The organism is Streptomyces sp. NPDC002868 (assembly GCF_055563295.1).
This window is the reverse complement of record NZ_JBVHDR010000033.1, coordinates 1-24980: the sequence shown is the minus strand read 5'-3', so window position 1 is coordinate 24980 and position 24980 is coordinate 1. Positions and strand designations below refer to the sequence as shown.

The 24980-nt window shown below is 71.2% G+C and carries 18 protein-coding genes; 8 read left to right on the top strand and 10 right to left on the bottom strand.

What is annotated here, in order from left to right; translation table 11 throughout:
- The first annotated feature begins 20 nt into the window (after window positions 1-20).
- Window positions 21-4904, top strand: a complete 4884-nt coding sequence (locus ACZ3H8_RS38135; RefSeq protein ID WP_467409622.1) for a coiled-coil domain-containing protein — start codon at window positions 21-23, stop codon at window positions 4902-4904.
- Between the two features lie 24 nt (window positions 4905-4928).
- Here the strand turns inward: ACZ3H8_RS38135 and ACZ3H8_RS38130 are convergent, their stop codons facing one another.
- On the bottom strand, window positions 4929-5378 hold the full coding sequence (locus ACZ3H8_RS38130; RefSeq protein ID WP_467409621.1) for a hypothetical protein: 450 nt from the start codon (window positions 5376-5378) through the stop codon (window positions 4929-4931).
- Window positions 5379-5796: 418 nt separating this feature from the next.
- Here ACZ3H8_RS38130 and ACZ3H8_RS38125 point away from each other — a divergent pair, with 418 nt between their 5' ends.
- From ACZ3H8_RS38125 to ACZ3H8_RS38110, 4 genes are read left to right on the top strand one after another with little or no spacing between them, the layout of a single operon-like run.
- Window positions 5797-8706, top strand: coding sequence for a sensor histidine kinase (locus ACZ3H8_RS38125; protein WP_467409620.1), 2910 nt, complete (start codon window positions 5797-5799; stop codon window positions 8704-8706).
- Window positions 8703-9161: a roadblock/LC7 domain-containing protein gene (locus tag ACZ3H8_RS38120; protein WP_467409617.1), complete on the top strand. Its 459-nt coding sequence runs from the start codon at window positions 8703-8705 to the stop codon at window positions 9159-9161. Before ACZ3H8_RS38125 ends, ACZ3H8_RS38120 begins: the two co-directional genes overlap by 4 nt.
- A 9-nt stretch (window positions 9162-9170) precedes the next feature.
- Window positions 9171-9575: a DUF742 domain-containing protein gene (locus ACZ3H8_RS38115; RefSeq protein ID WP_398991638.1), complete on the top strand. Its 405-nt coding sequence runs from the start codon at window positions 9171-9173 to the stop codon at window positions 9573-9575.
- Window positions 9556-10161 (top strand): GTP-binding protein, encoded by a 606-nt coding sequence (locus ACZ3H8_RS38110; protein WP_467409616.1) that lies wholly within the window; start codon window positions 9556-9558, stop codon window positions 10159-10161. Before ACZ3H8_RS38115 ends, ACZ3H8_RS38110 begins: the two co-directional genes overlap by 20 nt.
- A 104-nt stretch (window positions 10162-10265) precedes the next feature.
- Here ACZ3H8_RS38110 and glpK read toward each other — a convergent pair whose 3' ends face one another.
- From glpK to ACZ3H8_RS38080, 6 genes are all read right to left on the bottom strand, one after another.
- Window positions 10266-11777 (bottom strand): glycerol kinase GlpK, encoded by a 1512-nt coding sequence (gene glpK / locus ACZ3H8_RS38105; RefSeq protein ID WP_467409614.1) that lies wholly within the window; start codon window positions 11775-11777, stop codon window positions 10266-10268.
- 30 nt (window positions 11778-11807) lie between these two features.
- The gene (locus ACZ3H8_RS38100) at window positions 11808-12569 is read right to left on the bottom strand and encodes an MIP/aquaporin family protein (protein WP_467409613.1); all 762 of its coding nucleotides are present in this window, start codon (window positions 12567-12569) and stop codon (window positions 11808-11810) included.
- A 291-nt stretch (window positions 12570-12860) separates the two neighbouring features.
- Window positions 12861-14051, bottom strand: a complete 1191-nt coding sequence (locus ACZ3H8_RS38095; RefSeq protein WP_467409610.1) for a lipid-transfer protein — start codon at window positions 14049-14051, stop codon at window positions 12861-12863.
- Window positions 14048-14479: a Zn-ribbon domain-containing OB-fold protein gene (locus tag ACZ3H8_RS38090; protein ID WP_467409632.1), complete on the bottom strand. Its 432-nt coding sequence runs from the start codon at window positions 14477-14479 to the stop codon at window positions 14048-14050. Before ACZ3H8_RS38090 ends, ACZ3H8_RS38095 begins: the two co-directional genes overlap by 4 nt.
- A gap of 66 nt (window positions 14480-14545) precedes the next feature.
- Window positions 14546-14893 (bottom strand): Mpo1-like protein, encoded by a 348-nt coding sequence (locus ACZ3H8_RS38085; RefSeq protein ID WP_467409608.1) that lies wholly within the window; start codon window positions 14891-14893, stop codon window positions 14546-14548.
- 120 nt (window positions 14894-15013) lie between these two features.
- Entirely contained in the window at window positions 15014-15817 is an 804-nt protein-coding gene (locus ACZ3H8_RS38080) for a M15 family metallopeptidase (RefSeq protein ID WP_467409606.1), read from the bottom strand.
- A gap of 66 nt (window positions 15818-15883) precedes the next feature.
- Here ACZ3H8_RS38080 and ACZ3H8_RS38075 point away from each other — a divergent pair, with 66 nt between their 5' ends.
- Window positions 15884-16381, top strand: a complete 498-nt coding sequence (locus ACZ3H8_RS38075) for an NUDIX domain-containing protein (RefSeq protein WP_467409631.1) — start codon at window positions 15884-15886, stop codon at window positions 16379-16381.
- A gap of 189 nt (window positions 16382-16570) precedes the next feature.
- Here ACZ3H8_RS38075 and ACZ3H8_RS38070 read toward each other — a convergent pair whose 3' ends face one another.
- Window positions 16571-18931 (bottom strand): glycoside hydrolase family 31 protein, encoded by a 2361-nt coding sequence (locus ACZ3H8_RS38070; RefSeq protein WP_467409603.1) that lies wholly within the window; start codon window positions 18929-18931, stop codon window positions 16571-16573.
- A 218-nt stretch (window positions 18932-19149) separates the two neighbouring features.
- Here ACZ3H8_RS38070 and ACZ3H8_RS38065 point away from each other — a divergent pair, with 218 nt between their 5' ends.
- Both ACZ3H8_RS38065 and ACZ3H8_RS38060 read left to right on the top strand, forming a co-directional pair.
- Entirely contained in the window at window positions 19150-21120 is a 1971-nt protein-coding gene (locus ACZ3H8_RS38065) for an acetoacetate--CoA ligase (protein ID WP_467409602.1), read from the top strand.
- A gap of 222 nt (window positions 21121-21342) precedes the next feature.
- Complete coding sequence (locus tag ACZ3H8_RS38060; protein WP_467409600.1) at window positions 21343-22302, top strand: hypothetical protein; 960 nt, start codon at window positions 21343-21345, stop codon at window positions 22300-22302.
- A gap of 71 nt (window positions 22303-22373) precedes the next feature.
- Here ACZ3H8_RS38060 and ptsP read toward each other — a convergent pair whose 3' ends face one another.
- Window positions 22374-24044: a phosphoenolpyruvate--protein phosphotransferase gene (ptsP, locus tag ACZ3H8_RS38055; protein ID WP_467409599.1), complete on the bottom strand. Its 1671-nt coding sequence runs from the start codon at window positions 24042-24044 to the stop codon at window positions 22374-22376.
- Window positions 24045-24120: 76 nt separating this feature from the next.
- Window positions 24121-24570, bottom strand: coding sequence for a PTS sugar transporter subunit IIA (locus ACZ3H8_RS38050; RefSeq protein WP_467409597.1), 450 nt, complete (start codon window positions 24568-24570; stop codon window positions 24121-24123).
- Window positions 24571-24980 lie beyond the last annotated feature (410 nt).

Sequence of the window (24980 nt, the reverse complement as noted above, 5' to 3'; positions counted from 1 at the left end):
AACTACGAGAGTCCGCCGCCATGTACGAGCTGTCCCGGGTACGCCTCTACTCCATCGGGCCTGCCGGTGCGCGCTATGCCGACACCGTGCTGGACCTGCGCGGAGTCGGCGAGCCCGTGCCCCACCCCGCCCCCACACAGGCGGAGTTCTTCGAGGAGGAGCCGGTCGGCCCGCCGCGCCGCCCCGCGCCCGCCGGCGTGCTCTTCCTGGAGAACGGCGGCGGCAAGTCCGTACTGCTCAAGCTGATCTTCTCGGTGATGCTGCCCGGCCACCGCAACACCCTCGGCGGCGCCAGCTCCGGCGTACTGCGCAAGTTCCTGCTCGCCGACGACTGCGGACATGTCGCCCTGGAGTGGCAGCACACGCTCACCGGCGAGCTGGTGGTGGTCGGCAAGGTCAGCGAGTGGCGGGGCCGTCAGGTCTCGGGCGACCCGCGGAAGTTCGCGGAAGCCTGGTACTCCTTCCGGCCGGGACCGGGGCTCGGCCTCGACTCGCTGCCGGTGGCCGAGTCGACCGCTGTCCGTCCGCCCGTCGAGGGCGCGTCGGGCGCGCAGGGCCGCCGCCGCACAATGAAGGGCTTCCGGGACGCCATCACCGAGGCGGGCAAGGCGTACCCGCACCTCGATGTGTACTGGGAGGAGATCCACGACCGGTGGAACGAACACCTCGGCGATGTGGGTCTCGATCCCGAACTGTTCCGTTACCAGCGGGAGATGAACGCGGACGAGGGCGAGGCGGCCGGGCTCTTCGCCGTCAAGAAGGACTCCGACTTCACCGATCTGCTGCTGCGGGCCGTCACCGACACCCGCGACACGGACGGACTCGCCGACCTCGTCAGCAGCTTCGGCAACAAACTCGGCCGCCGCGCCGAACTCACCGCGGAACGCGACTTCACGGCCGGCTCGGTCGATCTGCTCGGCCGGATCGTGGAGGCGGCCGAGGCCCGGACCCTGGCCCGCGACATCCACGCGGGCGCCGAGCGCCGTACACGCACGCTGGCCCGCCGGCTCTCCGCCCGCGCCGCTCAGGAACGGGGCCGTACGGCTGACCTCGCCCAGCAGGTCACCGCCGCCGCGCACACGGTGACCGAGGCCGAGCAGGCCCGCAGCCGCAGCTCGCTGATCGCCGCCGAACTGGCCTACCGGCACGCCTCGTTGGCCTTGGCCGTCGCGGAGAAGGGCGCCACGGCGCAGCGACGTGAGCTGGCCGACGCGCGTACGCTGCACTCCGCCTGGCAGGCCGCGGAAGCCGTGCTGCGCCACCGCGCCGCCGCCGACCGCTCCGCGCGCGTCGCCGCGGCGATCCGCGAGGCCGAACGGGACGCCGCCCCGGCGCTCGCCGCCCGTGCCAAGGCCGCCGCCGACCTCGTCCGCGCACTGCACTCCGCAGCGGAGGCGGGCGAGCGGGTGGCCAACGAGGAGGAGGAGCGCTCCGCGACGCTCCAGGAGGCGGGCGAGGCCGCCCACCGCGACGCGACGGCCGCCGCCACGGAGGCGCAGCGCGCCCGCAGCGAGATCGGCCACCTCCGGCAGCGGCTGACCGAGGTCGAACAGGAGACAGCCGAGGCGGTACGGGCAGGCTGGCTCGACGACACCGCACCCGACGCCGACCCGGCGCGGGCGGCACTGGCGGCGAGCGACGCGGAGAAGACGGCGGTCGCGGCGTGGGACGCGGCCCGCGAGGCGGCGCGTACGACGGCGGACCACGCGCGCGACGCGGCCGCGGCGGAGGCCCGCGCGGAACTGGCGGCGGCCCGCGCGTCGGACGCGGCGGTGGCCGCGGACCACGCGTACGAGGCGGAGCGCCGCGCGGCGGACTCGATCGCCGGTGACGATCGCCTGGCGGAGCTGCTGAGTCTGCCACCGACGCTGCATGCGACGGTGCCGTCACCACGGCGGGGGAGGGCGGCGGCCGGCCAGGAGCCCGGGGGAGCGCGCGCGGGGGACGCGTCGGAGTCTGCTGTCGGCGGTGGTACGGGCGAGGTGCCCGACCCGTCGCAGGCGGGAAACGACGCCGCTGCCGAGGGCCGTGCCGACTCCGCCCCGGTGCCCGGCAGCGGACAGGCACACCACACCGACAACGCGCCCGGCATCGCCACCCCCCTCCGCACCGCCGAAGGGCCCCTCACCGCCGAGGAGTTGGACCGGTATGCCGACGAGCTGCGGGAGCTGCTCGACCAGGGCATCGCCTCCGCCGAGCGGCAGCTCTTCGACCTGCGCACCGCCGCCGCCGACGACGCCCGCATCCTCGGGGCGCTCGGCGACGGCGGGCTGCTGCCCCCCGGGCCCGACGTCCTCGCGACCGTCGAGTACCTCGGTGAGCACGGCATCCCCGCCCTGCCCGGCTGGCGTTACCTCGCGCAGGCCGTCGACCCGGCCGACCACGCCGCCGTGCTGGCAGCGCGGCCCGAGCTCGTCGACGGTGTGGTGATCACCGATCCCGCCTCGCACGCCCGTGCGCGCGAAGTGCTCGGCGCAGCCGCGCTGTTGCCCCGGTCTGCCGTGGCCGTCGGCACGGCGGCCGCGCTGCTCGCGCCGGTGCCAGGACCGGGCCCGGGCGGCGCCGGTGACGGGGACGTGTTCCTCGTACCACCGAACCCGGCCATGCACGACGAACACGCGGCCGACGAGGAGCGGCAGACGCTGCGGGCCCGGGCGACGGCGCGGGACGAGGAGATCCGTGCGCTCGCGACCCGGCTGGCCGGGGACCGTTCGATCGCCGCGCGGCTCGGCTCGTGGCGCGCGGACTGCCCGCCCGGGATGCTCGCCGAACTCGCGCAGGGCGCCCAGAGCGCACGCGAAGCCGCCGAGGAGGCGCAGGAGGCGCTTGCCGAAGCCCGTACCGTACGCGCCGAGGCGGACGAGGCCGCGGCCGACGCAGCCCGGGTGCGCGACGAGCGCCAGGACGCGGCCCAGCGTGCCCGCCGTGCCGCAGACGCCCTCGCTGGGCTCGCCTTCCGGCTCCGTGAGCGCGCCGGCTGGCAGGTGAAACTGCGTGAACTGGCGGACGACGCCGCCGAGTCCGAGGCCCGCGCCACGACCTGCCTGGAGCGCGCGAAGGCCGCCGACGAGGACCGCCGTGCCGCCCAGCGTGCCGGTGACGACGCCCGTCGTACGGCACGCGCGCTGCGCGCCGAGCGTGCGGAGATCGCCGGTGCCCCGGAGAACCTGCCTGAGGCGGACGCGGACACTCCGCGCACCGCGCTGCCCGCCCTGCGTGAGGCGTACCGGGCCGCATCCCAGCTGTACGAGAAGGTGGGCGTCGGCGCCGACCTGCGCGCCGAACAGGCCCGTGCCGAGAGCGACGAGAGCGCCGCCCTCGCCGAGCTCGACAGGCTCACCAACAAGGTCCGCACCCGCGCCGCCCAGCTCCTGGAGGGTACGGACGGCGCCGACGGTCCCTCCCGCCAGGCCGCGGCCGCCCGCGCCGAGTCGCTCGTGCAGATGCTGGAGTCGCGAGCGTCGGAGGCCAGCGAGAAGCTGGGCCGCCTCCGCGGCGAGGCCGAGCGGCTGGCTCCGTCCCCCGGCCTTCGGCATGGGGGACCCCACGGCGAGTCGCACACCGACCTTCCCGAGGAGCTGGTCCCCGCCGACGCCGAAGGGGCACAGGCCTTGCTGCGTACCGCCACGGCCGAACTGGCGGCGCGCACCGACGCGTTGGAGACGGCCCGTGCCGCCCACGCCGGCCTGCTCCAGGCGCATCGCGCCGCCGAGGACGCGGCCGGCGGCTTCGACGAGACCGCCGCGCTCCTGCGCGACCTGCTGCGGGAACACCACGAGGACGACGCGCAGGAGGCGCCCGAGCCGTACCCCGGCAGCCTGGAGGAGGCGCGGCACTCCGCCGCCGAGGCCCGCCGGTCACTGCGCGGCTGCGCCACCGACCTGTCGGCGGCCGAGGCAGCAGTGCGGGAAGCCGGCGACATCCTCGTACGGCACGCCAACTCCACCCGGTACGAGCAGGTGCGCACCCCCGCGCGCCAGCAGATCCGGGAGCTGCCCGCCGCCGCGCTGCCCGAGCACGCCGCGAAGTGGGCGGAGGCCTTCGCGCCCCGGCTGCGTGTGCTGACCGACGAGCTGGAGCAGCTGGAGCGCAACCGCGACACCATCGTCGACCGGCTGCGCGGTCTGGTGGAGTCCGCGCTGACGACGCTCCGTTCGGCGCAGCGGCTCTCCCGTCTTCCGGAGGGGCTCGGCGAGTGGTCCGGGCAGGAGTTCCTGCGGATCCGCTTCGAGGAGCCGGACCAGGCGACGCTCGCCGAGCGGCTCGGCGAGGTCATCGACGAGGCGACCCGCGCGGCCGTGAAGAAGAACTCCACGGCGGCGTACGGTGAGGGCCGCCGGGACGGAATGTCCTTGCTGCTGCGTGGAGTTCAGGCCGCGCTGCAGCCGAGGGGTATCGCCGTGGAGATCCTCAAGCCCGACGCGGTGCTGCGCGCCGAGCGGGTCCCGGTCGGGCAGATGGGCGACGTCTTCTCCGGCGGCCAGCTGCTCACCGCGGCCATCGCGCTGTACTGCACGATGGCGGCTCTGCGCAGCAACGACCGCGGCCGGGACAAGCACCGGCATGCCGGCACGCTGTTCCTCGACAACCCGATCGGCCGGGCCAACGCGACGTATCTGCTGGAGCTCCAGCGGGCCGTCTCCGATGCGCTGGGCGTCCAGCTGCTCTATACGACAGGGCTCTTCGACACCACGGCCCTCGCCGAATTCCCGTTGGTCATCCGGCTGCGCAATGACGCGGATCTGCGCGCGGGCCTGAAGTACATCAGCGTGGAGGAGCATCTGCGCCCCGGCCTGCCGCAGCAAGACTCTTCGGGAGAGACGGTGCACGGCGAGATCACGGCGACCCGCATGTTCAAGCGAACCCCGGTCCCACCGGAGAATGTCAGCCCTTCCGGCGTCTAAGGAGCCCTGAGCCCTTCACCCCCGTCACGCCTCCGACAGCCGGCCGCCCCGGCCCCGTTCCCGTCGCCGTATCCGTGCACTCTCGCGCGCCGCCGCCCGCGCCGTGCGTCGTGCCCGGCGGCGTTCGCGGCGCAGCTGGCGGGCTGTGCTGCTCGGCATGGACACCACGCCATTGCGCTGGTTCCACACCTGGCGGGTCACCCACACGTCAAGCACCGCCCACGTCGCCACCACGGTGCTGCCCACGCTGCTGAGCACCATGGGAAACGCCAGCCAGGACCCGGCAAGCGTGCACAGAAACGCGATCATCCCCTGAATCATCGTCAGCGACGCTATGATCACCGCGCGCACCGCTGCCGTGCGGACCGGATCAGCCATGCGCCGTCGCACCGCCGGTTCCTCCACCCAGAGTTCCCGCGGGACATTCGCATAACTCGTCGCCCGCGCCGTGCCGCGAGGCTCGTCCGTGTCCATGGACCTGTCACTCCCCACCTCTGTCCGACATCAGGGTGGCTGCCCCGATTCCGCTGCTTTACTCCGGCACCCGCAGCGAATGCGAACCGAAGCCGAAACCGATGCGATGCGCGCGGCGTAGTGCGAACACCCGTGCCCCCCGCACAGAATGACGATTGACCAGGCCGGATGATTCCCGCGGATCGAAAAATTCCAGCCATCTGCAGCGGTCCGAAAAATGATGTGCCGCCAGCTGCGGTCCCACGCCGGGGGGAATGCCATCTCCTCGAATACCAGGACAACCCGTGATCAAGACGTCTGTCCTCGGCCGAAAATCGTCCGGATGTGCCTTCGAGTTGTCTGTGTGACAGTAGTAGGCTCACGCCGTTTGTTGACGGAACACCACCCGCACCGGGCGGGGGTTGATCAGGGGGAGGCCATGCGCTTTCGCGGGAAGTCCATCCGCCGGAAGATCGTGGCGTTGTTGCTGGTGCCGCTCGTCTCCCTCACCGCCCTCTGGGGCTTCGCCACCGTACTGACCGGTCGGGAGGCCGATCTGCTTCTGGACGTCAGCTCAGTCGTCGAGAAAGTCGGCTATCCGGTCGCGGACACCGTCAACGTCATTCAGAAGGAACGCCGCCAGACGCTCATCTACCTTGCGGACCGCAGGGCTTCGGAGGCCCTGCCCACCCTGCGCCGCCAGCGCGAGGCCACCGACGAGGCCGTCGCCAAGATCAAGGCGAATATGGCGAAGTCCGGAGTCCTCGACGACATGCGGCCGGACACCGCGCAGAGACTGAACTCGCTCCTCGAAGCACTCGACGGACTGGGCGCTCTGCGCCGCTCCGTGGAGACAGGGACCGTCTCCCGCAACCAGGCCCTGGATTTCTACAACAGGGTCGTCGACCCCTGCTACAGCTTCCTGCTGACACTCCAGGCCTTCAACGACGTAGAGATGGAGCGGCAAGGCCGCGCCCTCGTCGGACTCGTCCGCGCCATGGAGATGCTCTCCCGCGAGGACGCCCTTATGGCCTCCTCGCTGACCACGCGCAAAATCACGGCAGATGAGATCCGCGCGCTCTCCGACTTCGTAGCGAAGCGCGAGCTGTACTACGAGACCAACCTCGAAGTACTGCCCGCCAAAGAGCGCGAGGTCTACGAGCAGTACTGGCGCAGCCCCAAGACCGCGCCCCTGCGCGACGCCGAGGAACGCCTCATCACCGCGGGCCCCGTCAGGAACACCGGCGCGTCCGAGGCAGCGCGCTGGCAGGCGGTCGCCACCCCCGTCCTGGACGACCTCGCCCGCGAGGCCAAGGAGGCGGGCGTCCGCTACCAGGACCGCGTCGAGCCCGCCGCGTACAGCGTCTTCGTCAAGGCCGGCGTCGCGGGCGTACTGGGCTTCCTCGCCCTGCTGGTCTCGGTCATCGTGTCCGTACGCATCGGGCGCGACCTCGTCCGCGACCTCTCCCGGCTGCGCAAGGAGGCCCACGAGGTCTCCGGCGTACGTCTGCCCAGCGTGATGCGCCGGCTCGCCGCGGGTGAGCATGTGGACATCGAGACCGAAGCGCCGCGCCTCGACTACGACAAGGACGAGATCGGGCAGGCCGGCCAGGCGCTCAACACGCTTCAGCGGGCCGCTGTCGAGGCCGCCGTCCGGCAGGCCGACATGCGCCGCGGAGTCTCCGACGTCTTCGTCAACCTCGCCCGCCGCAACCAGGTTCTGCTGCACCGCCAGCTCACGCTCCTCGACACCATGGAACGCCGCACCGAGGACACCGAGGAACTCGCGGACCTGTTCCGTCTGGACCACCTCACGACCCGTATGCGACGGCACGCCGAGGGCCTGGTGATCCTCTCCGGCGCCGCGCCCTCCCGGCAGTGGCGCAAGCCGATCCAACTGATGGACGTCGTACGGGCCGCGGTCGCCGAGGTCGAGGACTACGAACGCATCGAGGTGCGCCGGCTGCCGCGCATCGGCGTGGGCGGCCCCGCGGTCGCCGACCTCACTCACCTCATCGCCGAACTGCTCGAGAACGCCACGGTGTTCTCGCCCCCGCACACCGGCGTCCAGGTGCACGGCGAGCGGGTCGCCAACGGCTTCACCCTCGAAATACACGACCGCGGGCTCGGTATGGCCCCGGAAGTGCTGCTCGACGCCAATCTGCGGCTCGCGGAGACCCCCGAGTTCGAGCTCTCCGACACCGACCGGCTCGGCCTGTTCGTCGTCAGCCGGCTCGCCCAGCGGCAGAACGTCCGGGTCTCGCTGCAGCCCTCGCCGTACGGCGGGACCACCGCGATCGTCTTCATCCCCGCGGCCCTGCTCACCGAAGCCCCGGAGACCCAGGGCACCGGCTTCCGCCTCGACCGCAAGAGCGAGAGCGCGGCGGGGCGGCGCGGCAGCGACGGCAAGCTCACGGCGCTCTCCAAGGTCCCCACCCAGCTGGGCGGCGCGGCGCTGCTCGACGGACCCGTCGAACTGGAGGCACCCGTCGGCGCGTTGGGCTTTGAGGACCGGCCCGGCCTCGGCGGTGACCGGCCCGGCCTCGGCGGTGACCGCCCCGGCCTCGGCGGTGACCGCCCCGGCCTCGGTGGGGCCGACTCCCTCGCCGACATCGAGGACACGGAGAGCGAGCGCGGCGGGATCTTCCGCGCCCGGGCCCGCGACCGCCGCCGCCCGACCCCGGACGAGCAGCACCAACAGGCGCTGGACCAGACGCCCGAGCGGAACTCCGGGCCCGTGCCGCTGCCCCGCCGCAAGCCGCCGACCCTGGTCACCGACCACGGCCGCAGGGTGGACGATCGTGGCCGCACCCACCCGGCCCCGGCACCCGAGCCCGAGCGTTCCGCAGAGTCCACGCCCTCGCCCGCGCCGGAGCCGCGCACCGGCCCCTGGTCTCCATCCGCGCCGGAGCCGCATCCCGCGCCCTGGCCGGGACCCGCGCCCGCCCCGGAGCCACGCCGGGCGCCCTGGCCCGCGCCCGCACCGGCAGCGCCCGCGCCCGCACCGTCGCCGGACAACGCGCGCACCCCCAAGCCCGACCCCGACCCGGCAACCGCACCCCCACCCGCCACAGTCGACGGCCTGCCCCGCCGAGTCCGTCAGGCAAGCCTCGCCCCCCAGCTCAGGGAGGGCGGCACAGCGGCCGAACAGACCACAGCCCCGGCCGCGGGGCAGGACGTCGAACGAGATGCGGAACAAGTACGCAACCGGATGGCTTCCATGCAACGAGGCTGGCAGCGCGGCCGCCGCCAGAATGCCGAAGAGGCAGAGTACGAAGTGGCCACCGACCAGGCCACCGGCCCCGGCGAGACCGCACCAGGAACGACATCGGAGGGGGACGGTCGATGACCGCACCACACGCCGCAGCACCCAACGCCACCGGCGACGGCCGGACCACAACCACCAGGCGATCCGGCGAACTCAACTGGCTCCTCGACGAACTGGTGGACCGCGTCGCCAGCATCCGCAAGGCACTGGTGCTCTCCGGTGACGGCCTCGCCACCGGGACCTCCCGGGAACTGACCCGCGAGGACGGCGAGCACCTCGCCGCCGTCGCCTCCGGCTTCCACAGCCTGGCCAAGGGCGTCGGCCGCCACTTCGAGGCGGGCAAGGTCCGCCAGACCGTCGTGGAGCTGGACGAAGCCTTTCTCTTCGTCACGGCGGCGGGCGACGGCAGCTGTCTGGCCGTCCTCGCCGACGCGGACTCCGACGTCGGGCTGGTGGCGTACGAGATGACGCTCATGGTCAAGCGGGTCGGAGCGCACCTGGCCACCGCTCCACGGACCGGCCAACCCGGGGGGTGAGTGGCCGGCATGAGTGACTCCGCTCAGTACGCTCGGAACCCGCACCACTTCTTCGACGCCGAAGCCGGCCCGGTCGTCCGCCCGTACGCGATGACGCGCGGCCGGACGAGCACCGCCACCCGCCACCGCCTCGATCTGATCGCCCTCGTCGTGCCGGAGGCCGCGGCCGACGACCCCGGCCGCGACCAGTTGCTCTCGCCGGAGCATGTCGAGATCGTCGAGCGGTGCGGCGACACCCCCCAGTCGATCGCCGAACTCGCTGCCACCCTGGACCTCCCTGTCGGAGTGGTCCGGGTCCTGGTCGGCGATCTCGTCGAGGACGCACTGGTGCATGTAACCCGTCCCGTTCCGCCGGCCGAACTGCCGGATGTGAGCATTCTCCGCGAGGTGATCAATGGTCTTCGGGCGCTCTAGCCGCCGAACGCCGCCCGTCGAGCCGGTGACTCTGAAGATCCTGGTCGCGGGCGGATTCGGCGTCGGCAAGACGACTCTGGTGGGCGCGGTCAGCGAGATCAGACCGCTGCGTACGGAGGAGACGCTGAGCGAGGCGGGCCGTCCCGTCGACGACACCGCGGGCGTCGAGCAGAAGACGACCACCACCGTCGCCATGGACTTCGGGCGTATCACGCTCCGCCAGGACCTGGTGCTCTATCTCTTCGGCACGCCGGGCCAGGACCGCTTCTGGTTCCTCTGGGACGAGCTGGCGCAGGGGGCGCTGGGTGCGGTTGTGCTCGCCGATACCCGCCGCCTCGAGGACTCGTTCGGGGCCATCGACTACTTCGAACGCCGCTCCATTCCCTTCACCGTCGCCGTCAACTGCTTCGAGGGGGCGGGCCGTTTCCCCAGCGACAGCGTGCGGGCCGCACTCGACCTCGACCCCGAGGTACCGCTGCTGATGTGCGACGCGCGCCAGCGCGAGTCGGCCAAGGAGGTGCTGGTGGCGGTCGTTGAGCACGCGCTGGCCCGCGCCGACCGGCAGCGCGAGCACGCGGACGCCTGACCTCCGCGCCGACCGGCAGCGCGAGCACGCCGTCAGCCGACCGATGGGCGAGCCACGGCCCGTACCCCCACCGACTGGGGTACGGGCCGTGAGTCAACATGGGGTCACTCGTCGCCTTCCTCGTGCCAGCCGAAGCTACGCTCCACCGCCTTGCGCCAGTTGTGGTACTCGCGCTCGCGGGTCTGCGCCTCCATCCGCGGCGACCACTCCACATCGCGCTTCCAGTGAGCCTTGAGCTCGTCGAGGTCCGACCAGACGCCGGTCGCGAGCCCCGCCGCGTACGCGGCCCCCAGACATGTCGTCTCGGAGACCTTCGGCCGGATCACCGGCACCCCCAGCACATCCGCCTGATGCTGCATCAGCAGATTGTTGGAGGTCATACCGCCGTCCACCTTGAGCGTGGTGATCTGCACCCCGGAGTCCTGATACATCGCGTCGACCACTTCGCGGGTCTGCCAGCTGGTCGCCTCCAGCACCGCTCGCGCCAGATGCGCCTTGGTGACGTACCGGGTCAGGCCGGTGATGACACCGCGTGCGTCGGAGCGCCAGTACGGGGCGAAGAGCCCGGAGAAGGCCGGCACGATGTACGCCCCGCCGTTGTCGTCCACGCTCGCCGCCAGCGTCTCGATCTCGTCGGCGCTGCGGATGATGCCCAGCTGGTCCCGGAACCACTGCACCAGCGCGCCGGTGATCGCGATCGATCCCTCCAGGCAGTACACCGGCGCTTCTTCGCCGATCTTGTACCCCATCGTGGTGATCAGCCCGCTCTTCGACGGCACGGGCCGGTTGCCGGTGTTGAGCAGCAGGAAGCTGCCGGTGCCGTACGTGTTCTTGGCCGTGCCCGTGTCGTAGCAGGCCTGCCCGAAGATCGCGGCCTGCTGGTCGCCGAGCGCAGAGGCCACCGGCACACCCGCGAGCTGGCCGACGGCCGTCCCGTACACCTCCGCCGACGATCTGATCTCCGGAAGCACCGCCTGCGGCACATTCATCGCCGCCAGGATCGCCGGATCCCACTGCAGGGTCTGCAGATTCATCAGCATCGTGCGCGACGCGTTGGTCACGTCGGTGACATGGACCCCGCCCTCGGTGCCGCCGGTGAGGTTCCAGATCAGCCAGGAGTCGATGGTCCCGAAGGCGATCTCACCGCGTTCGGCCCGGCCACGCAGCCCGGGCACATTGTCCAGCAGCCAGGTTGCCTTGGGCCCGGAGAAGTAGCTCGCGAGCGGCAGTCCGGTCGCGTCGCGGAAACGGTCCTGCCCGTCCGTGCCGCCCAGTTCGTTGCAGAGCGCGGAGGTACGCGTGTCCTGCCAGACGATCGCGTTGTGTACGGGCTTGCCTGTCGTCCGGTCCCAAAGAACCGTCGTCTCCCGCTGGTTGGTGATGCCGAGGGCACTGAGCTGGTCGGCCCGCAGGCCCGCCTTGGCGATGGCCCCCGCCACCACCGCCTGCACCTTGGACCAGATCTCGGTGGCGTCGTGCTCCACCCAGCCCGGCTTGGGGAAGATCTGACGGTGCTCGCGCTGGTCGACGGCGACGATCGCGCCGTCCTGGTTGAAGATGATGCAGCGGCTGGACGTGGTGCCCTGGTCAATTGCGGCGACGAATTTGTCCGTCATGACGTCCTCTTGTCGAAGTGGCCGGAAGGCCTAGAAGGCTGCGTTGAATATGAGGCCGGCCAGCAGCCCGCCGATCACGGGCCCGGCCACCGGCACCCAGGCGTAACCCCAGTCGGAGGTGCCCTTGTTGGGGATCGGCAGCAGTGCGTGGGTAATGCGTGGTCCGAGGTCCCGCGCCGGGTTGATGGCGTAACCGGTCGGCCCGCCGAGCGAGAGACCGATACCGACGACCAGCAGCGACACCAGCAGTATGGAGATGCCGGAGCCGTAGATCCCGGCGTCCTGCCCGGGTATCTGCCCGATGCCGATGCCGTCGTTCTTGCCGAAGGCGAGTATCGGCAGCACCAGGCCGATCGTCGCGATGATCTCGGTCATCACGTTGGCGACGGGATTGCGGATCTCCGGACCGGTGGAGAAGATTCCGAGCGTGAGCTGTGCGTTCTTCTTGTCCGCGTTGGCCTGGAACTGCGCGAAGTAGACGAGATAGGCGAGTACGGCGCCGAGGATCGCGCCCACCATCTGCGCCAGGATGTAGAGCGGCACCTTGCTCCACTCCCCGGTGTCGACGGCTACGCCCAGTGTCACGGCCGGATTGAGATGCCCACCCGACAGCGGCGCGGCGGTGTACGCGCCCGCCAGCACGCCGAAACCCCAGCCGAAGGCGATGACGACCCACCCCGAGGCCCTTGCCTTGGAGTGGTGGAGCGTGACGGCGGCGCAGACGCCCGCGCCGAAGAGGATGAGTATCGCGGTGCCGATGACCTCACCGACGAAAATGTCTCCATTGCTCATGGCGGCTCCTATGCCCTCGGCCGGGGCCTGGGCCCCGGTCCTCCGTGCAGGATGCGTGCTCCATGGCGTTCCATGGCTACGGAGCCGGGGGCAGGGGAGTCTCCCGTACCCGGCCCGGCGTCCGTGACGAGCGTGGTGAGCGTGCCGAAGTGCGGCGATGCCGACGAAGAGGCAGTTTTCACCGGCCGTGATGGGGCGTCAAGGTCGCTGACAGCAAGCGCAGTTCAGGGCCTGTGAGTTGACACGGTACCGGGGAACGTAAGGCAGCGGGAGGTCGCCTTCAGGGTCGGCTCAGCGTACGGCGACGACCGCCGAGCCATGGCCGAACAGCCCCTGGTTCGCGGTGATCCCGGTGCGCGCCCCCGCCACCTGGCGCGCCCCGGCAGTGCCGCGCAACTGCCAGGTCAGCTCGCAGACCTGGGCGATGGCCTGAGCGGGCACAGCCTCGCCGAAGGACGCCAGACCGCCGCTGACATTGACGGGAATCCGCCCGCCGAGCGCGGTTGCCTCCTCGCGCACCAGCTTGGCGCCCTCGCCGGCCCCGCACAGCCCGATGTCCTCGTACCACTCCAGCTCCAGGGCGGTGGAGAGGTCGTACACCTCGGCGAGCGAGAGATCCTCGGGCCCGATGCCCGCCTCCTCGTACGCGGCCCCGGCGATCGAAGCCCGGAACGACCGCGGGAGCGGGTCCACGGCGGCGGCCGAGTCGGTCGCGATGTCCGGGAGGTCGAGTACGGCCTTCGGATAGGTCGGCGAGACGGTGGAGACCGCGCGGATACGGACCGGCTCGCCGGCCCCGTGCCGGCGCGCGAAGTCCATGCTGGAGAGCACCAGCGCGGCCGCGCCGTCGGACGTCGCGCAGATGTCGAGCAGCCGCAGCGGATCGGCGACCACCGCGGAGGCGGCCACCTCCTCGACCGAGACAGCCTTGCGGTAGCGGGCGTTGGGGTTGAGCGCCCCGGCCGCCGCGTTCTTCACCTTGACCAGCGCGAAGTCCTCGGCGGATTCGCCGTACAGGGCCATACGCCGACGGGCGTAGAGCGCGAAGTAGGCGGGGTTGGTCGCCCCGAGCACCCGGAAGCGCAGCCAGTCGGGATCGTCGGTCCGATCGCCGCCGGCCGGTGCGAAGAAACCCTTCGGCGCGGAGTCCGCACCCACCACCAGCACCACGTCAGCCATGCCCGCCAGGATCTGGGAGCGCCCGGTGTTGATCGCCTGCGCGCCCGATGCGCATGCCGCGTAGACGCTGCTGACGCGTGCCCCCTGCCAGCCGAGTGCCTGCGCGAAAGTCGCCCCCGCCACATACCCGGGATAGCCGCAGCGCATGGTGTCCGCGCCTACCACCGACTGCACCTGCCGCCAGTCGATCCCGGCATCGGCCAGCGCGGCTCTGGCCGCGGCCGTGCCGTACTGGACGAAGCTGTGACCCCATTTGCCCCAGGGATGCATTCCGGCCCCGAGGACTGCCACCTCGCCGCTCATGACGCCACCCCCACGGGCCGCCAGTGCCAGGTCGTCCAGACCGTCTCCGCGTCCTCGTTCAGCACGCCGGGCACGACCTCGACCTCCATCCCGACCGCGAGATCGGTGACTCTCACGCCCGGCACGGCCTGCCCGAGGACCACCATCCGCTCGGCCTCGAGCTCGACGGCGACGAGTGTGTACGGCTCCCACTCCGCATCGGGGTCAGAGACGTACGGCGCGGGTGGTCGATAGCGTCCGTCCGTGTACGACCACACCCGTCCCCGCTTGGACAGGGGCACCTCCGCCAACTCCCCGCCCCCGCATGCCGGGTTGCGGCAGAAGGAGTCCTCGCGCGGGAAGAAGACCGACGCGCAGGCCGCACAGCGGGTGCCGAGCAGCCGGAAGTCCTCCTCACCGCTGTCCTGCGTGAACCATCCGGCCACCACGGGTGTGCGCGTCAAGATCCCTCCCCGGCACTGCAATCTGACGGAACGTCAGAAGTGTGCCACGGGTCAGCGGTTCTCGGCGAGCCACTTGGCGGCGGTCTCGGCCAGTTCCCGGTCCCTGCCCGCCAGCATCATCCGGATCATCTGCACATCACCCCGCAGCGACCAGGCCGGATGCCCGAAGGTCGCGGGGTTGTTCCTCTCGATGAAGAAATGCGCGGGCCAGGCCGTTCCGTAGCCGATCAGCGGCAGGGCGGCCGCATACCGCTTCCGGCCCCGCGCCAGCCCGTACGCACTGACCACGAGACCGGTCAGCGTGCCGGTCAGATGGACCCACCGGGTGGCCGCCCTGGAGTGCATCGCGACGTAGTACGGCCAGAACTCCTCGTACGAGTCAAACGTCTGCTGCGTCATGGCGGCACCGTAATCCCTCGGCAGTGAACCGGATACGGCCCGACCGCGTCCGATACCGGAGAACGGGCGGCCGGAGCCTACGGGGGGTGGTCCCGGCCGCCCGTTCCGCAGCTGCCTCCCTCAGTGCCCGGCAACCGAACGCCAAGCGACGGGGAAGTCGAAGAAGGTGTCCGGGAACGGCTCCGGCTTGTAGGTGAAGTGCCACCACTCCTCGGGCAGGTTCACAAAACCGACCGCACTCAGAGTGCCCTTCAGCAGCTGCCGGTTGGCGCGTTGCTTGCCCTGGATCCTGGGGTCATCGGTGTGCGACAGTGTATCGAAGCAGTCGAAACCGGTCCCCATGTCCACGGAATTGTCCGGAAAGCGCTCGGACTTGGGCGCATAGCAGGGGACGAGAGGCTCGCCGGGAATGTACGGCCTGGTTGGCAGGGCAGGCAGCTTCACGACGGTGAGATCGACCGTGCTGCCGCGGCTGTGCCCGGACTTCTCAGCGATGTAACCGTCGGCGAACAGCCGCGACTTGTCGACTTGGGGATAGAACTCCTCCTTCATGGCCTCGTCATCGAGGTCCTTGGCCCACCGAACGAAGTGGTCGACAGCCCGCTGCGGCCGGTAGCAGTCGTACACCTTCAGCGAGTAGCCCTGACGGAGCAGCTTCGACTGCGCCTTGTGCAGCGCCTGGGCGGCGGGCCGGGTGAGGATGCAGAGCGGCTGGCGGTAGCCGTCGACGAGTTCACCCACGAAGTTGTGCCGGGTGATGTAGCGCATCTCCTGGATGATCGTCGGGTCGACGGACCGCAGCGCCACGAACTCCCTGGGTGCCTTCGGCTCGGACTCGGCCTGCGCCGCGGGGGCGGCGGTGACGGCGAAAAGTGCGGCGGCCGTCGCTACGAGGGTGCGGAAAGCGGAAGCAAGTCCTGTCATGCGCACACGCTCTACCAGTTCCCGGCCCTGCGGGAAAGGGTGATCGGATACAGTCCGCGCGTGTCCATGGACTCCCACTGCGGCAACTGCGGGACGCCGTACGGCTCCCTGACGGGCTGGCCCCGCACCTGCCCGGCCTGCGGCGAGACGGCCTACCGCAATCCGCTGCCGGTCGCTGTCGCGCTGCTGCCGGCGTACGACGCCGACGGCACCGGACTCGTCGTCATCACCCGCACGATTGAACCGAGGCGCGGAGGCATCGCGCTGCCGGGCGGCTACATCGACCACGGTGAGGACTGGCAGCAGGCGGTCGTAAGGGAGTTGGCGGAGGAGACCGGCATCGAGGCCTCGCGCGAGGAGGTTCACCTCGCGGACGCACTCAGCGCGCCGGACGGCCATCTGCTCCTGTTCGGCCTCCTGCCACAACGCCCGGCGGCGGACCTCCCACCGCCGACCCCGACGCCCGAGACGGCGGGCTGGCACCTGCTCCATGCGCCGACGGAGCTGACGTTCCCGCTGCACACGATCGCGGTACGGAGATGGTTCGAGGGACGGTACGCGTAGTCACCCGGGTTCGTGGGTGCCGTGGGCCGGGGGCTTGGTGGTTGGTGTCCGGTGGGTGGCTTCGCGGGCGAACCCCCGGGGACCCAGCCCCGCCGCGTACGGCCAGACTGCCGCCGGCGCCGCGGAGTCGAGCCCGGAACGTGCACCCCACCCCACCCCGGGCCAACCCGCACCCGCGGACCCGTACCGCTACGGCCGCGCCCCCAGCCCCCGCACCCGTACCCGCCACCTCGGCGGACCGGACCGGTCCCCCTTGACCTGCTTCACCACGACCCGCCCGTCCACCAGCCGCGACGTGTACCGTTCCACCTCCGCTTCCTCCCAGCCGTCCCCCAGGTCCGGGACCACCAGCCCCCCGCCCCCGCGCCTCTCGGCCGGCGCCCACACCTCCAGCTCGATCCCGCCGTCCGCGCCCCGTACCGGAATCACCGCACCACCCCGCGCCAGTACCGGGATCCGCGAAAGGGGAGCGTCCACCAGCACCTGCCCGGGCCCGTCGTACGCCTGCCCCGTCGCCGTGTCGTACCACCGGCCGCGCGGCAGCCGCACCGCCCGCCGGTCCGTCCCGCTCTCCAGCACCGGCGCGACCAGCAGCGCGTCACCGAGCAGAAAGGCGTCCTCGCAGTCGCGCAGCACCCGGTCCTCCGGACTGCTCCACCACAGCGGCCGCACATACGGCGCCCCAGTCAGCCGCGCCAGATGCGCCAGCGTGACGAAGTAGGGCCGCAGCCGCTCCCGTTCGTCGAGGGCCGCCTTTGCATGCGCGAGGACCTCGGGCCCGAATTCCCACGGCTCCCTGCGCCCTGCGTCGATCGCCGCATGCGTACGGAACAGCGGCAGCTGCGCCCCCAGCTGGAACCAGCGCAGATACAACTCGGGCGACGGACTGCCGTCGAATCCGCCCACATCAGGACCGGAGTACGGCACGCCGCACAGCCCGAGCCCAAGGACCAGCGAGAGCGAGGCCCGCAGCCCGGGCCAGCCGGTGGACACATCGCCGGACCAGGTGCCTCCGTACCGCTGCATACCCGCCCAGCCGGAGCGCGAGAAGAGAAACGGCCGTTCCTCCGGCCGCAGCCGCCGCAGTCCCTCGTACCCGGCCTGCGCCATCGCGAGACCGTACACATTGTGGGCCTCGCGGTGATCGCCGCCCCGCCCCTCGAGCGCGTGCCGGGCCGAGCGCGGCAGCGTCATGTCACCGAAGGGCGAGAAGGACACCGGCTCGTTCATGTCGTGCCACACCCCGGAGAAGCCCTGCGCCAGCCGCTCCTCGTACAGCTCTCCCCACCACCGGCGGACCGCCGGATCCGTGAAGTCCGGATAGACGCACTCGCCCGGCCAGACGACGCCCCGCACCTCCCTGCCCCGCGGATCGCGTACGAACGCCCCGGCCGCCGACCCGCTGTCGTACACCGCGTTCCCACGCTCCGCCTTCACCGCAGGATCGACGATGGAGACCAGCCGCACCCCGTCCTCGCGCAGATCCTTCGCCATGCCCGGCAGATCGGGGAACTTGTCGCGGTCGACCGTGAACACCTGATGCGCGTCGTAGTGGTCGATGTCGAGATGGACGGCGGACAGCGGCAGCTCCCGGTCCCGGTAGCCCGCGACGATCCGGCGCACCTCCCGCTCGCTGCCGAAACCCCACCGGGCGTGCTGCGGTCCCAGCGCCCAGGCCGGCGGCAGCGCGGGCGCGCCCGTGAGCTGGGTCCAGCCGGCCAGCACGCGCGCGGGAGTGCCGACCACCACCCAGCAGCGCAGCGGCCCGCCGTCCATGCGCACCTCGCTGGTGCCGGGCCGGTCGTGCCCCGAGCCCGCGCCCTCCTCGCCCTCGTGCAGGGTGACCCGGCCGTCCCACGAGTTGTCGTGGAAAGCGAGATGGGTGCCGGCGTCCGCCACCACCACCTGGACGGGCATGTTGATGTACAGCGGGTCGTCGCCGGGACCGAAGGTGCCCTTGGGGTCGGTGTTCCACAGCCGGTATGTGCCGCCCCGCAGGCGCGGCCCGGAGGCTCGCCCGCCGAGCCCGAAGAAGCGTGCGTCCGCGGGCACTTCAGTCCGCTGTACCCACCGTGCCGGACCGCCCCGCACCGGCTCCCACCAGCGCGGCGGCAGATCCCGGCGCAGAACGACACCGCCCGGCGTACGGATCTCCACGGCGCCGTTGCGGGAGACCTCCACGGTCACCCGCTCCGACACCACGCGCCAGCCGCCGTCCTTGTCGGGCTCGAGCTCGGCACGCGGATCCGGCTCGGGAGGCCCGTCGGCGAGTGCGTACGACGGCTCGGGCCCCGCGCCGTCCCAGCCCCAGAAGACCGTGCCGCCCGCCGTGACCCGGATGCGCAGCTCCGAACGTGCGAACCGGAGGATGCCGCCCCCGAGCAGCGGCTCGGAGCCGGTCACGGGCCCGGGCACCCGTGCCCGCTCCGCCCCCCTCGTCGGCAGCTCCCGGGCGTCGGTCCGCCGCTGCCGCCAGGCCGAGCGTGCCGCGCGCAGCCCCTGCGCCGTTCCGAAACTTCGTACCGAACGCACCAGATCCCGACCGTCCATGCAGCTCAGCCTGCCATCCGGCCGAGCGGATGTGGGGTTTGTTCAACTCCCGTTCACCCGTGGTCAGAGCACATATTCTCCCGCCCGACCATGGGTGGAGAGCCCTGGTGCGAAAGACGATCACATGGCATCGTCCCTGTCAGCCGCGTCACGCGCACACCCCGCACGTGCGCGCGACGCACGCAGACACCGCGTAGAGCCACCCCGGGAGCCGCCCCATGACCTCAGCAGCGAACCCTGCCCCCCTCTGGCAGCCAGACCCGGACCGCATCGCCGCCGCCCGGATCACCCGCTTCCAGGCATGGGCCGCCGAGCGCCACGGGGCTCCTGCGGAGGGCGGCTACGCGGCGCTGCACCGCTGGTCCGTCGACGAGCTCGAGACCTTCTGGCAGGCGGTCGCCGACTGGTTCGACGTGCGGTTCTCCACTCCGTACGAGCGTGTCCTCGCGAATTCCGCCATGCCTGGGGCCCAGTGGTTCCCCGGCGCCACGCTCAACTACGCCGAGCATGCCCTGCGCACCGCCGAGGAGCGCCCCCATGACGCGGCGCTGCTGTATGTGGACGAGACACATGAGCCGACCCCGATCAGCTGGTCCGAGCTCCGCCGCCAGGTGGGCGCTCTCGCAGCCGAACTGCGCGCCCTCGGCGTACGCCCCGGGGACCGAGTCAGCGGCTACCTGCCCAACATCCCGCAGGCCGTCACCGCCCTCCTCGCCACCGCGGCCGTCGGCGCGGTATGGACCTCCTGCGCCCCCGACTTCGGCGCCCGCAGCGTCCTCGACCGCTTCCAGCAGGTCGAGCCGGTCGTCCTGTTCACCGTCGACGGCTACCGCTACGGCGGCAAGGTGCACGACCGTACGGAGACCGTCGCCGAGCTCCGCCGCGAACTCCCCACCCTGCGCGCGGTGATCCACATCCCGCTGCTCGGTACGGAAGCCCCCGAGGGTGCTCTCGACTGGTCGGCGATCACCTCTCACGACACCGAACCGGTCTTCGAGCAGGTCCCCTTCGACCACCCGCTGTGGGTGCTGTACTCCTCCGGTACGACAGGCCTGCCCAAGGCCATCGTCCAGTCGCAGGGCGGCATCCTGCTGGAGCACTTCAAGCAGCTCGGCCTGCACTGCGACCTCGGCCCCGAGGACCGTTTCTTCTGGTACACCTCGACCGGCTGGATGATGTGGAACTTCCTCGTCTCCGGCCTGCTCACCGGCACGACGGTCGTCCTGTACGACGGCAGCCCCGGCTATCCCGACACCGGCGCCCAGTGGCGCATCGCCGAGCGCACCGAAGCCACCCTCTTCGGCACCTCGGCGGCGTACGTCATGGCCTGCCGCAAGGCCGGCGTCCACCCCGCCCGCGACCACGACCTGTCCCGTATCAAGTGCGTGGCCACCACCGGCTCCCCGCTCCCGCCCGACGGCTTCCGCTGGCTGCACGACGAGGTGGCGGACGACCTGTGGATCGCCTCCGTCAGCGGCGGCACGGACGTGTGCAGTTGCTTCGCCGGCGCGGTGCCCACCCTGCCCGTGCACATCGGCGAACTCCAGGCCGCCTGCCTCGGTACCGATCTTCAGTCCTGGGACCCCCAGGGCAAGCCGGTCATCGGCGAGGTCGGCGAACTCGTCGTCACGAACCCCATGCCGTCCATGCCGATCCGGTTCTGGAACGACCCCGACGGCAGCCGCTACCGCGACAGCTACTTCGAGATGTTCCCCGGCGTCTGGCGGCACGGCGACTGGATCACCATCACCGACCGCGGCTCCGTCGTCATCCACGGCCGCTCCGACTCCACCCTCAACCGCCAGGGCGTACGGATGGGCTCGGCCGACATCTACGAAGCTGTCGAACGTCTCCCCGAGATCCGCGAATCGCTGGTCATCGGTCTGGAAGAGCCGGACGGCGGCTACTGGATGCCGCTCTTCGTCCACCTCGTCGAAGGCGCTGCCCTCGACGACGGCCTGCGCGACCGGATCACGCGGACGATCCGCGAACAGCTCTCCCCACGCCATGTCCCGGACGACATCATCGAGGTCCCCGGCGTCCCGCACACCCTCACCGGCAAGCGCATCGAGGTCCCGGTGAAGCGCCTCCTCCAGGGCACACCCATGTCCAAGGCGGTCAACCCGGGCTCGGTCGACAACCTCGACCTGCTGCGCTTCTACGAGGCCCTGGCCCGCGACCGCTCCTAGCGCGCCCCAGCCGGCGGGACAATCCAGCCCGCCGGGCGCAGGGTCTGGGGGCGGAGCCCCGAAGTCAAGCCTCACCGGCGATCGAGGCGCAGGGTCTGGGGCGGAGCCCCAGTTACGGGAAGGGGCGGGGTGGGGAAGGCCCGCCGCAGGCGCTCCCCCAGCCATTGTCAGTGCCGTCGATTACGGTGAGTCACCAGTAATCGACCGCACCCAGGGGGAGAAATGGCGTACGTCAGGAAGCCGAAGCAGCCCAAGCAGGCCAAACAACCCAAGTCGACCAACCAATCCAGGCGCCGGCCCCCCAAGACCGACGCGGCCCTTCGCCGCACCCTCCGCCGCGAAGTCCCCAGCACCGTCGCCCTCCTCGCCGACGAGCACGACTTCACCGCCATGCGCCACTACCGCACCTTCACCTTCGACGACCACCCGACCTACCTGCGCCAGATCGAGGCCCTGCTCAAATCCCTCGCCGGCAGCCAACTCCACACCACCGTCGCCCTCTTCGACCCGGAGGACTTCGCGGAGTACTGCGCAGAAGCAGGCCTCGACCCGGACGCCGCCGCCAGCCGCAGCCGCTACACCGCCGACACCGCCGGCCGCGGCACCGGCCTCACGTACACGGGACAGCCGCTCGACAACCTGCTGCCGCAACTGATCAACAAGGCCGTCCGCCAAGCCACTTGGGAGTACGCGACCATGCTCCTCGCCGACCTCGGCGAGTGCGCAGACTGCGGCCAGGACGTCGGCCGGGCCGCCTTCGACCGGGCCTCCCGCATCCTGATGCGACTTCTCGAAGCGGCGGGACCAGGCAGACACCACCTCGTCTGCAGCGTCCCTGCCCCCGACGAACAGCTCCTCGCCGTCCTCCACGCCGACGCTGCCACGGATGAGCCTGCCCAACTGGACGCATCCGAGGGCGCCGAATTCGTCACCGTCCTCGCGACAGGCATCGCCCTCGAAAGCCCAGGGGGACTGGTGCTGCGCACGAGCACCGAGGGCGCCCCGGACCGCCTCCACGGCTGGCGGCTCCACCAGGGCCGCCTCCTCCCGCTCACCGCGGGCGAGGTATTCAGCGCCTACTGCACGGACGCGGCCACCGGCGAACCGCTGTCCCCCGAGCCCGGCGTGGAGTACTGCGCGGGCCTCGACATCACCACCGACGAGCCGGACAACCACCACTGAACGCCGAAGGGGCTCCCCGCCGTGCCTGGCAGGAAGCCCCTTCGATCACCTACTGACCAACCGCGTACCGACTACTCGCCGGAGAGCACCGCCTGCGCGGCGACCCGCGCCTCGTCCGCGGTGTCCGTGGCACGCGCCGCGGCGGCAGCCCGCTCGCACTGAGCGAGCGTGTACTTCGCCAGCGTCGCCCGGACGTACGGAATCGACGCCGCACCCATCGACAGCGAGGTCACACCAAGACCGGTGAGCACACACGCCAGCAACGGATCGGAGGCAGCCTCACCACACACACCACAGCTCTTGCCCTCGGCCTTCGCGGCCTCGGCCGACAGCGCGACCAGATCCAGCAGGGGCGGCTGCCACGGATCCTGCAGCCGCGACACCGCACCCACCTGACGGTCGGCGGCGAAGGTGTACTGCGCGAGGTCATTGGTGCCCAGCGACAGGAACTCGACCTCCTGCAGGATCGAGCGCGCCCGCAGCGCGGCGGACGGAATCTCGACCATCGCGCCGAACTTCGCCTTCAGCCCGGCCTCACGGCACGCGTCCGCGAACGCCTTGGCGTCGATACGGTCCGCCACCATCGGCGCCATGACCTCGAGGTACACCGGCAGTCCGGCGACGGCCTTGGACAGCGCCGTCAGCTGGGTACGCAGCACCTCGGGGTGGTCCAGCAGGCTGCGCAGCCCGCGCACACCCAGCGCCGGGTTCGGCTCATCGGCCGGAGTCAGGAAGTCGAGCGGCTTGTCGGCCCCCGCATCCAGCACCCGCACGACAACCCGGCCCTCGGGGAACGCCTCCAGCACCTTGCGGTAGGCCTCGACCTGCTTCTCCTCCGACGGAGCCTGCTTGCTGTCGTCGAGGAAGAGGAACTCCGTACGGAACAGACCGACGCCCTCAGCACCGGCCTCGACCGCGGCCGGCACATCGGCAGGCCCGCCGATATTCGCCAGCAGCGGCACCTTGTGCCCGTCGGACGTCGCGCCGGGCCCGCTGGAAGCGGCCAGCGCGGCCTTACGCTCCGCGGCGGCCTTTTCCAACTGTGCGCGCTTGTCGTCGCTCGGCCCGACGAAGACTTCGCCGGTGCTGCCGTCGACGGCGATGAGCGTGCCCTCGGCCAGCTCCCGGGCACCCGGCAGCGCCACCACGGCGGGCACCCCGAGCGCCCGCGCCAGAATCGCGCTGTGGCTGGTCGGCCCACCTTCCTCGGTGACGAACCCGAGCACCAGCGCCGGGTCGAGCAGCGCCGTGTCCGCGGGCGCGAGGTCCCGGGCGATCAGTACATACGGCTCGTCGCTGTCCGGCACACCCGGCATCGGCACACCCAGCAGCCGCGCCACGATCCGGTTCCGCACGTCATCCAGGTCCGCGACCCGTCCGGCCAGGTACTCGCCGGCACCCGCCAGCAGCGCCCGGTACGCGGCGAGCGCGTCGTACACCGCGCGCTCGGCAGTGCTGCCGACGGCGATGCGCCGATCCACGTCGGCCATGAGCTCCGGGTCCTGCGCCATCATGGCCTGGGCCTCGAGCACCGCCTGCGCCTCGCCCCCAGCCAGATTGCCCCGCGCTATCAGGTCGGCGGCCACAGCTTCCACGGCCTGGCGAGCGCGCCCCTGTTCGCGCTCCGCGTCCTCCGCCGGAATCTGCTTGGCCGGCGGCTCCAGAACCGCCGTGCCCATGTGCCGAACCTCGCCGATCGCCACACCGTGGCTCACGCCGACGCCTCGAAGCGTTGTCTCCATTTCACCCGTCTCCGATTGAGCGACGGTCTGTGCCGCCGCGATGGATGTCCAACTCGCCGTCACTGCTACGTCGGCGTCACTGCCAGCCGAAGAGCGTGTCGCCGGCCTTCACGTCGCCGTCCTCGCGGACGTTGGAGAGGGAGTCGGCCGTGGCCTCGAGTGCCACGATCGGGCAGACGGCGGACTTGCCCGCGGCCTCGACGGCCGACGGGTCCCAGCGCACCACAGCCTGTCCGCGCTGAACAGTGTCGCCCTTGTTGACGAGCAACTCGAAGCCCTGGCCGTTGAGCTGAACGGTGTCGATCCCGAGGTGCGTCAGCACACCGTGCCCCTGGTCGTCGACGACGACGAAGGCGTGCGGGTGAAGGGAGACAACGATGCCGTCAACGGGGGCGACGGCCTCCGACGGCTCACGCACGGGGTCAATAGCGGTACCCGGACCGACCATCGCACCGGAGAACACCGGGTCCGGCACGGCCGCGAGTCCGATGGCACGTCCGGCAAGAGGGGACGTCACTGTGGTCATGGAGCCTCCCAGGGGCGGAGATTCGTTGCGTCGCCGTCGCTGCCTGATTCCCGGACGGCGCGCTGTTCAGAAGGGTAAGTCATAGGAAGTCCTAGTTCCGCACGAGAGCTGCCAGTTGGCGGACCTAGGGGGCACCGGAAACGATTTGCCTCGTCACTCGGCGGCAGGTACTGTCGTACCCCTGCCTGACCCCAACGCGACTTTGAGTCGGGGGTCGGCAGCACCTATCAAGCCGAGATCCTAACTGGTCTAAACCTCTGCATGCCCGCAGGGTGGTGGTCAGGATGAGGGAAAGGGCCTGATAGAGTTGGAAACACCGAAGGGAAGCGCCCGGAGGGCCCCATGAAAAGGGTCTGAAGGAAGCGTCCGTTCCTTGAGAACTCAACAGCGTGCCAAAAGTCAACGCCAGA

What these genes read in the sequence shown, in the direction of transcription:
- ACZ3H8_RS38050 (WP_467409597.1), bottom strand. Translation starts at nt 24,570, where the DNA reads ATGACCACAGTGACGTCCCCTCTTGCCGGACGTGCCATCGGACTCGCG.
- ACZ3H8_RS38060 (WP_467409600.1), top strand. Translation starts at nt 21,343, where the DNA reads ATGGCGTACGTCAGGAAGCCGAAGCAGCCCAAGCAGGCCAAACAACCC.
- ACZ3H8_RS38085 (WP_467409608.1), bottom strand. Translation starts at nt 14,893, where the DNA reads ATGACGCAGCAGACGTTTGACTCGTACGAGGAGTTCTGGCCGTACTAC.
- ACZ3H8_RS38100 (WP_467409613.1), bottom strand. Translation starts at nt 12,569, where the DNA reads ATGAGCAATGGAGACATTTTCGTCGGTGAGGTCATCGGCACCGCGATA.
- ACZ3H8_RS38065 (WP_467409602.1), top strand. Translation starts at nt 19,150, where the DNA reads ATGACCTCAGCAGCGAACCCTGCCCCCCTCTGGCAGCCAGACCCGGAC.
- ACZ3H8_RS38075 (WP_467409631.1), top strand. Translation starts at nt 15,884, where the DNA reads ATGGACTCCCACTGCGGCAACTGCGGGACGCCGTACGGCTCCCTGACG.
- ACZ3H8_RS38110 (WP_467409616.1), top strand. Translation starts at nt 9,556, where the DNA reads ATGGTCTTCGGGCGCTCTAGCCGCCGAACGCCGCCCGTCGAGCCGGTG.
- ACZ3H8_RS38125 (WP_467409620.1), top strand. Translation starts at nt 5,797, where the DNA reads ATGCGCTTTCGCGGGAAGTCCATCCGCCGGAAGATCGTGGCGTTGTTG.
- glpK (WP_467409614.1), bottom strand. Translation starts at nt 11,777, where the DNA reads ATGACGGACAAATTCGTCGCCGCAATTGACCAGGGCACCACGTCCAGC.
- ACZ3H8_RS38095 (WP_467409610.1), bottom strand. Translation starts at nt 14,051, where the DNA reads ATGAGCGGCGAGGTGGCAGTCCTCGGGGCCGGAATGCATCCCTGGGGC.
- ACZ3H8_RS38130 (WP_467409621.1), bottom strand. Translation starts at nt 5,378, where the DNA reads ATGGACACGGACGAGCCTCGCGGCACGGCGCGGGCGACGAGTTATGCG.
- ptsP (WP_467409599.1), bottom strand. Translation starts at nt 24,044, where the DNA reads ATGGAGACAACGCTTCGAGGCGTCGGCGTGAGCCACGGTGTGGCGATC.
- ACZ3H8_RS38080 (WP_467409606.1), bottom strand. Translation starts at nt 15,817, where the DNA reads ATGACAGGACTTGCTTCCGCTTTCCGCACCCTCGTAGCGACGGCCGCC.
- ACZ3H8_RS38135 (WP_467409622.1), top strand. Translation starts at nt 21, where the DNA reads ATGTACGAGCTGTCCCGGGTACGCCTCTACTCCATCGGGCCTGCCGGT.
- ACZ3H8_RS38115 (WP_398991638.1), top strand. Translation starts at nt 9,171, where the DNA reads ATGAGTGACTCCGCTCAGTACGCTCGGAACCCGCACCACTTCTTCGAC.
- ACZ3H8_RS38120 (WP_467409617.1), top strand. Translation starts at nt 8,703, where the DNA reads ATGACCGCACCACACGCCGCAGCACCCAACGCCACCGGCGACGGCCGG.
- ACZ3H8_RS38070 (WP_467409603.1), bottom strand. Translation starts at nt 18,931, where the DNA reads ATGGACGGTCGGGATCTGGTGCGTTCGGTACGAAGTTTCGGAACGGCG.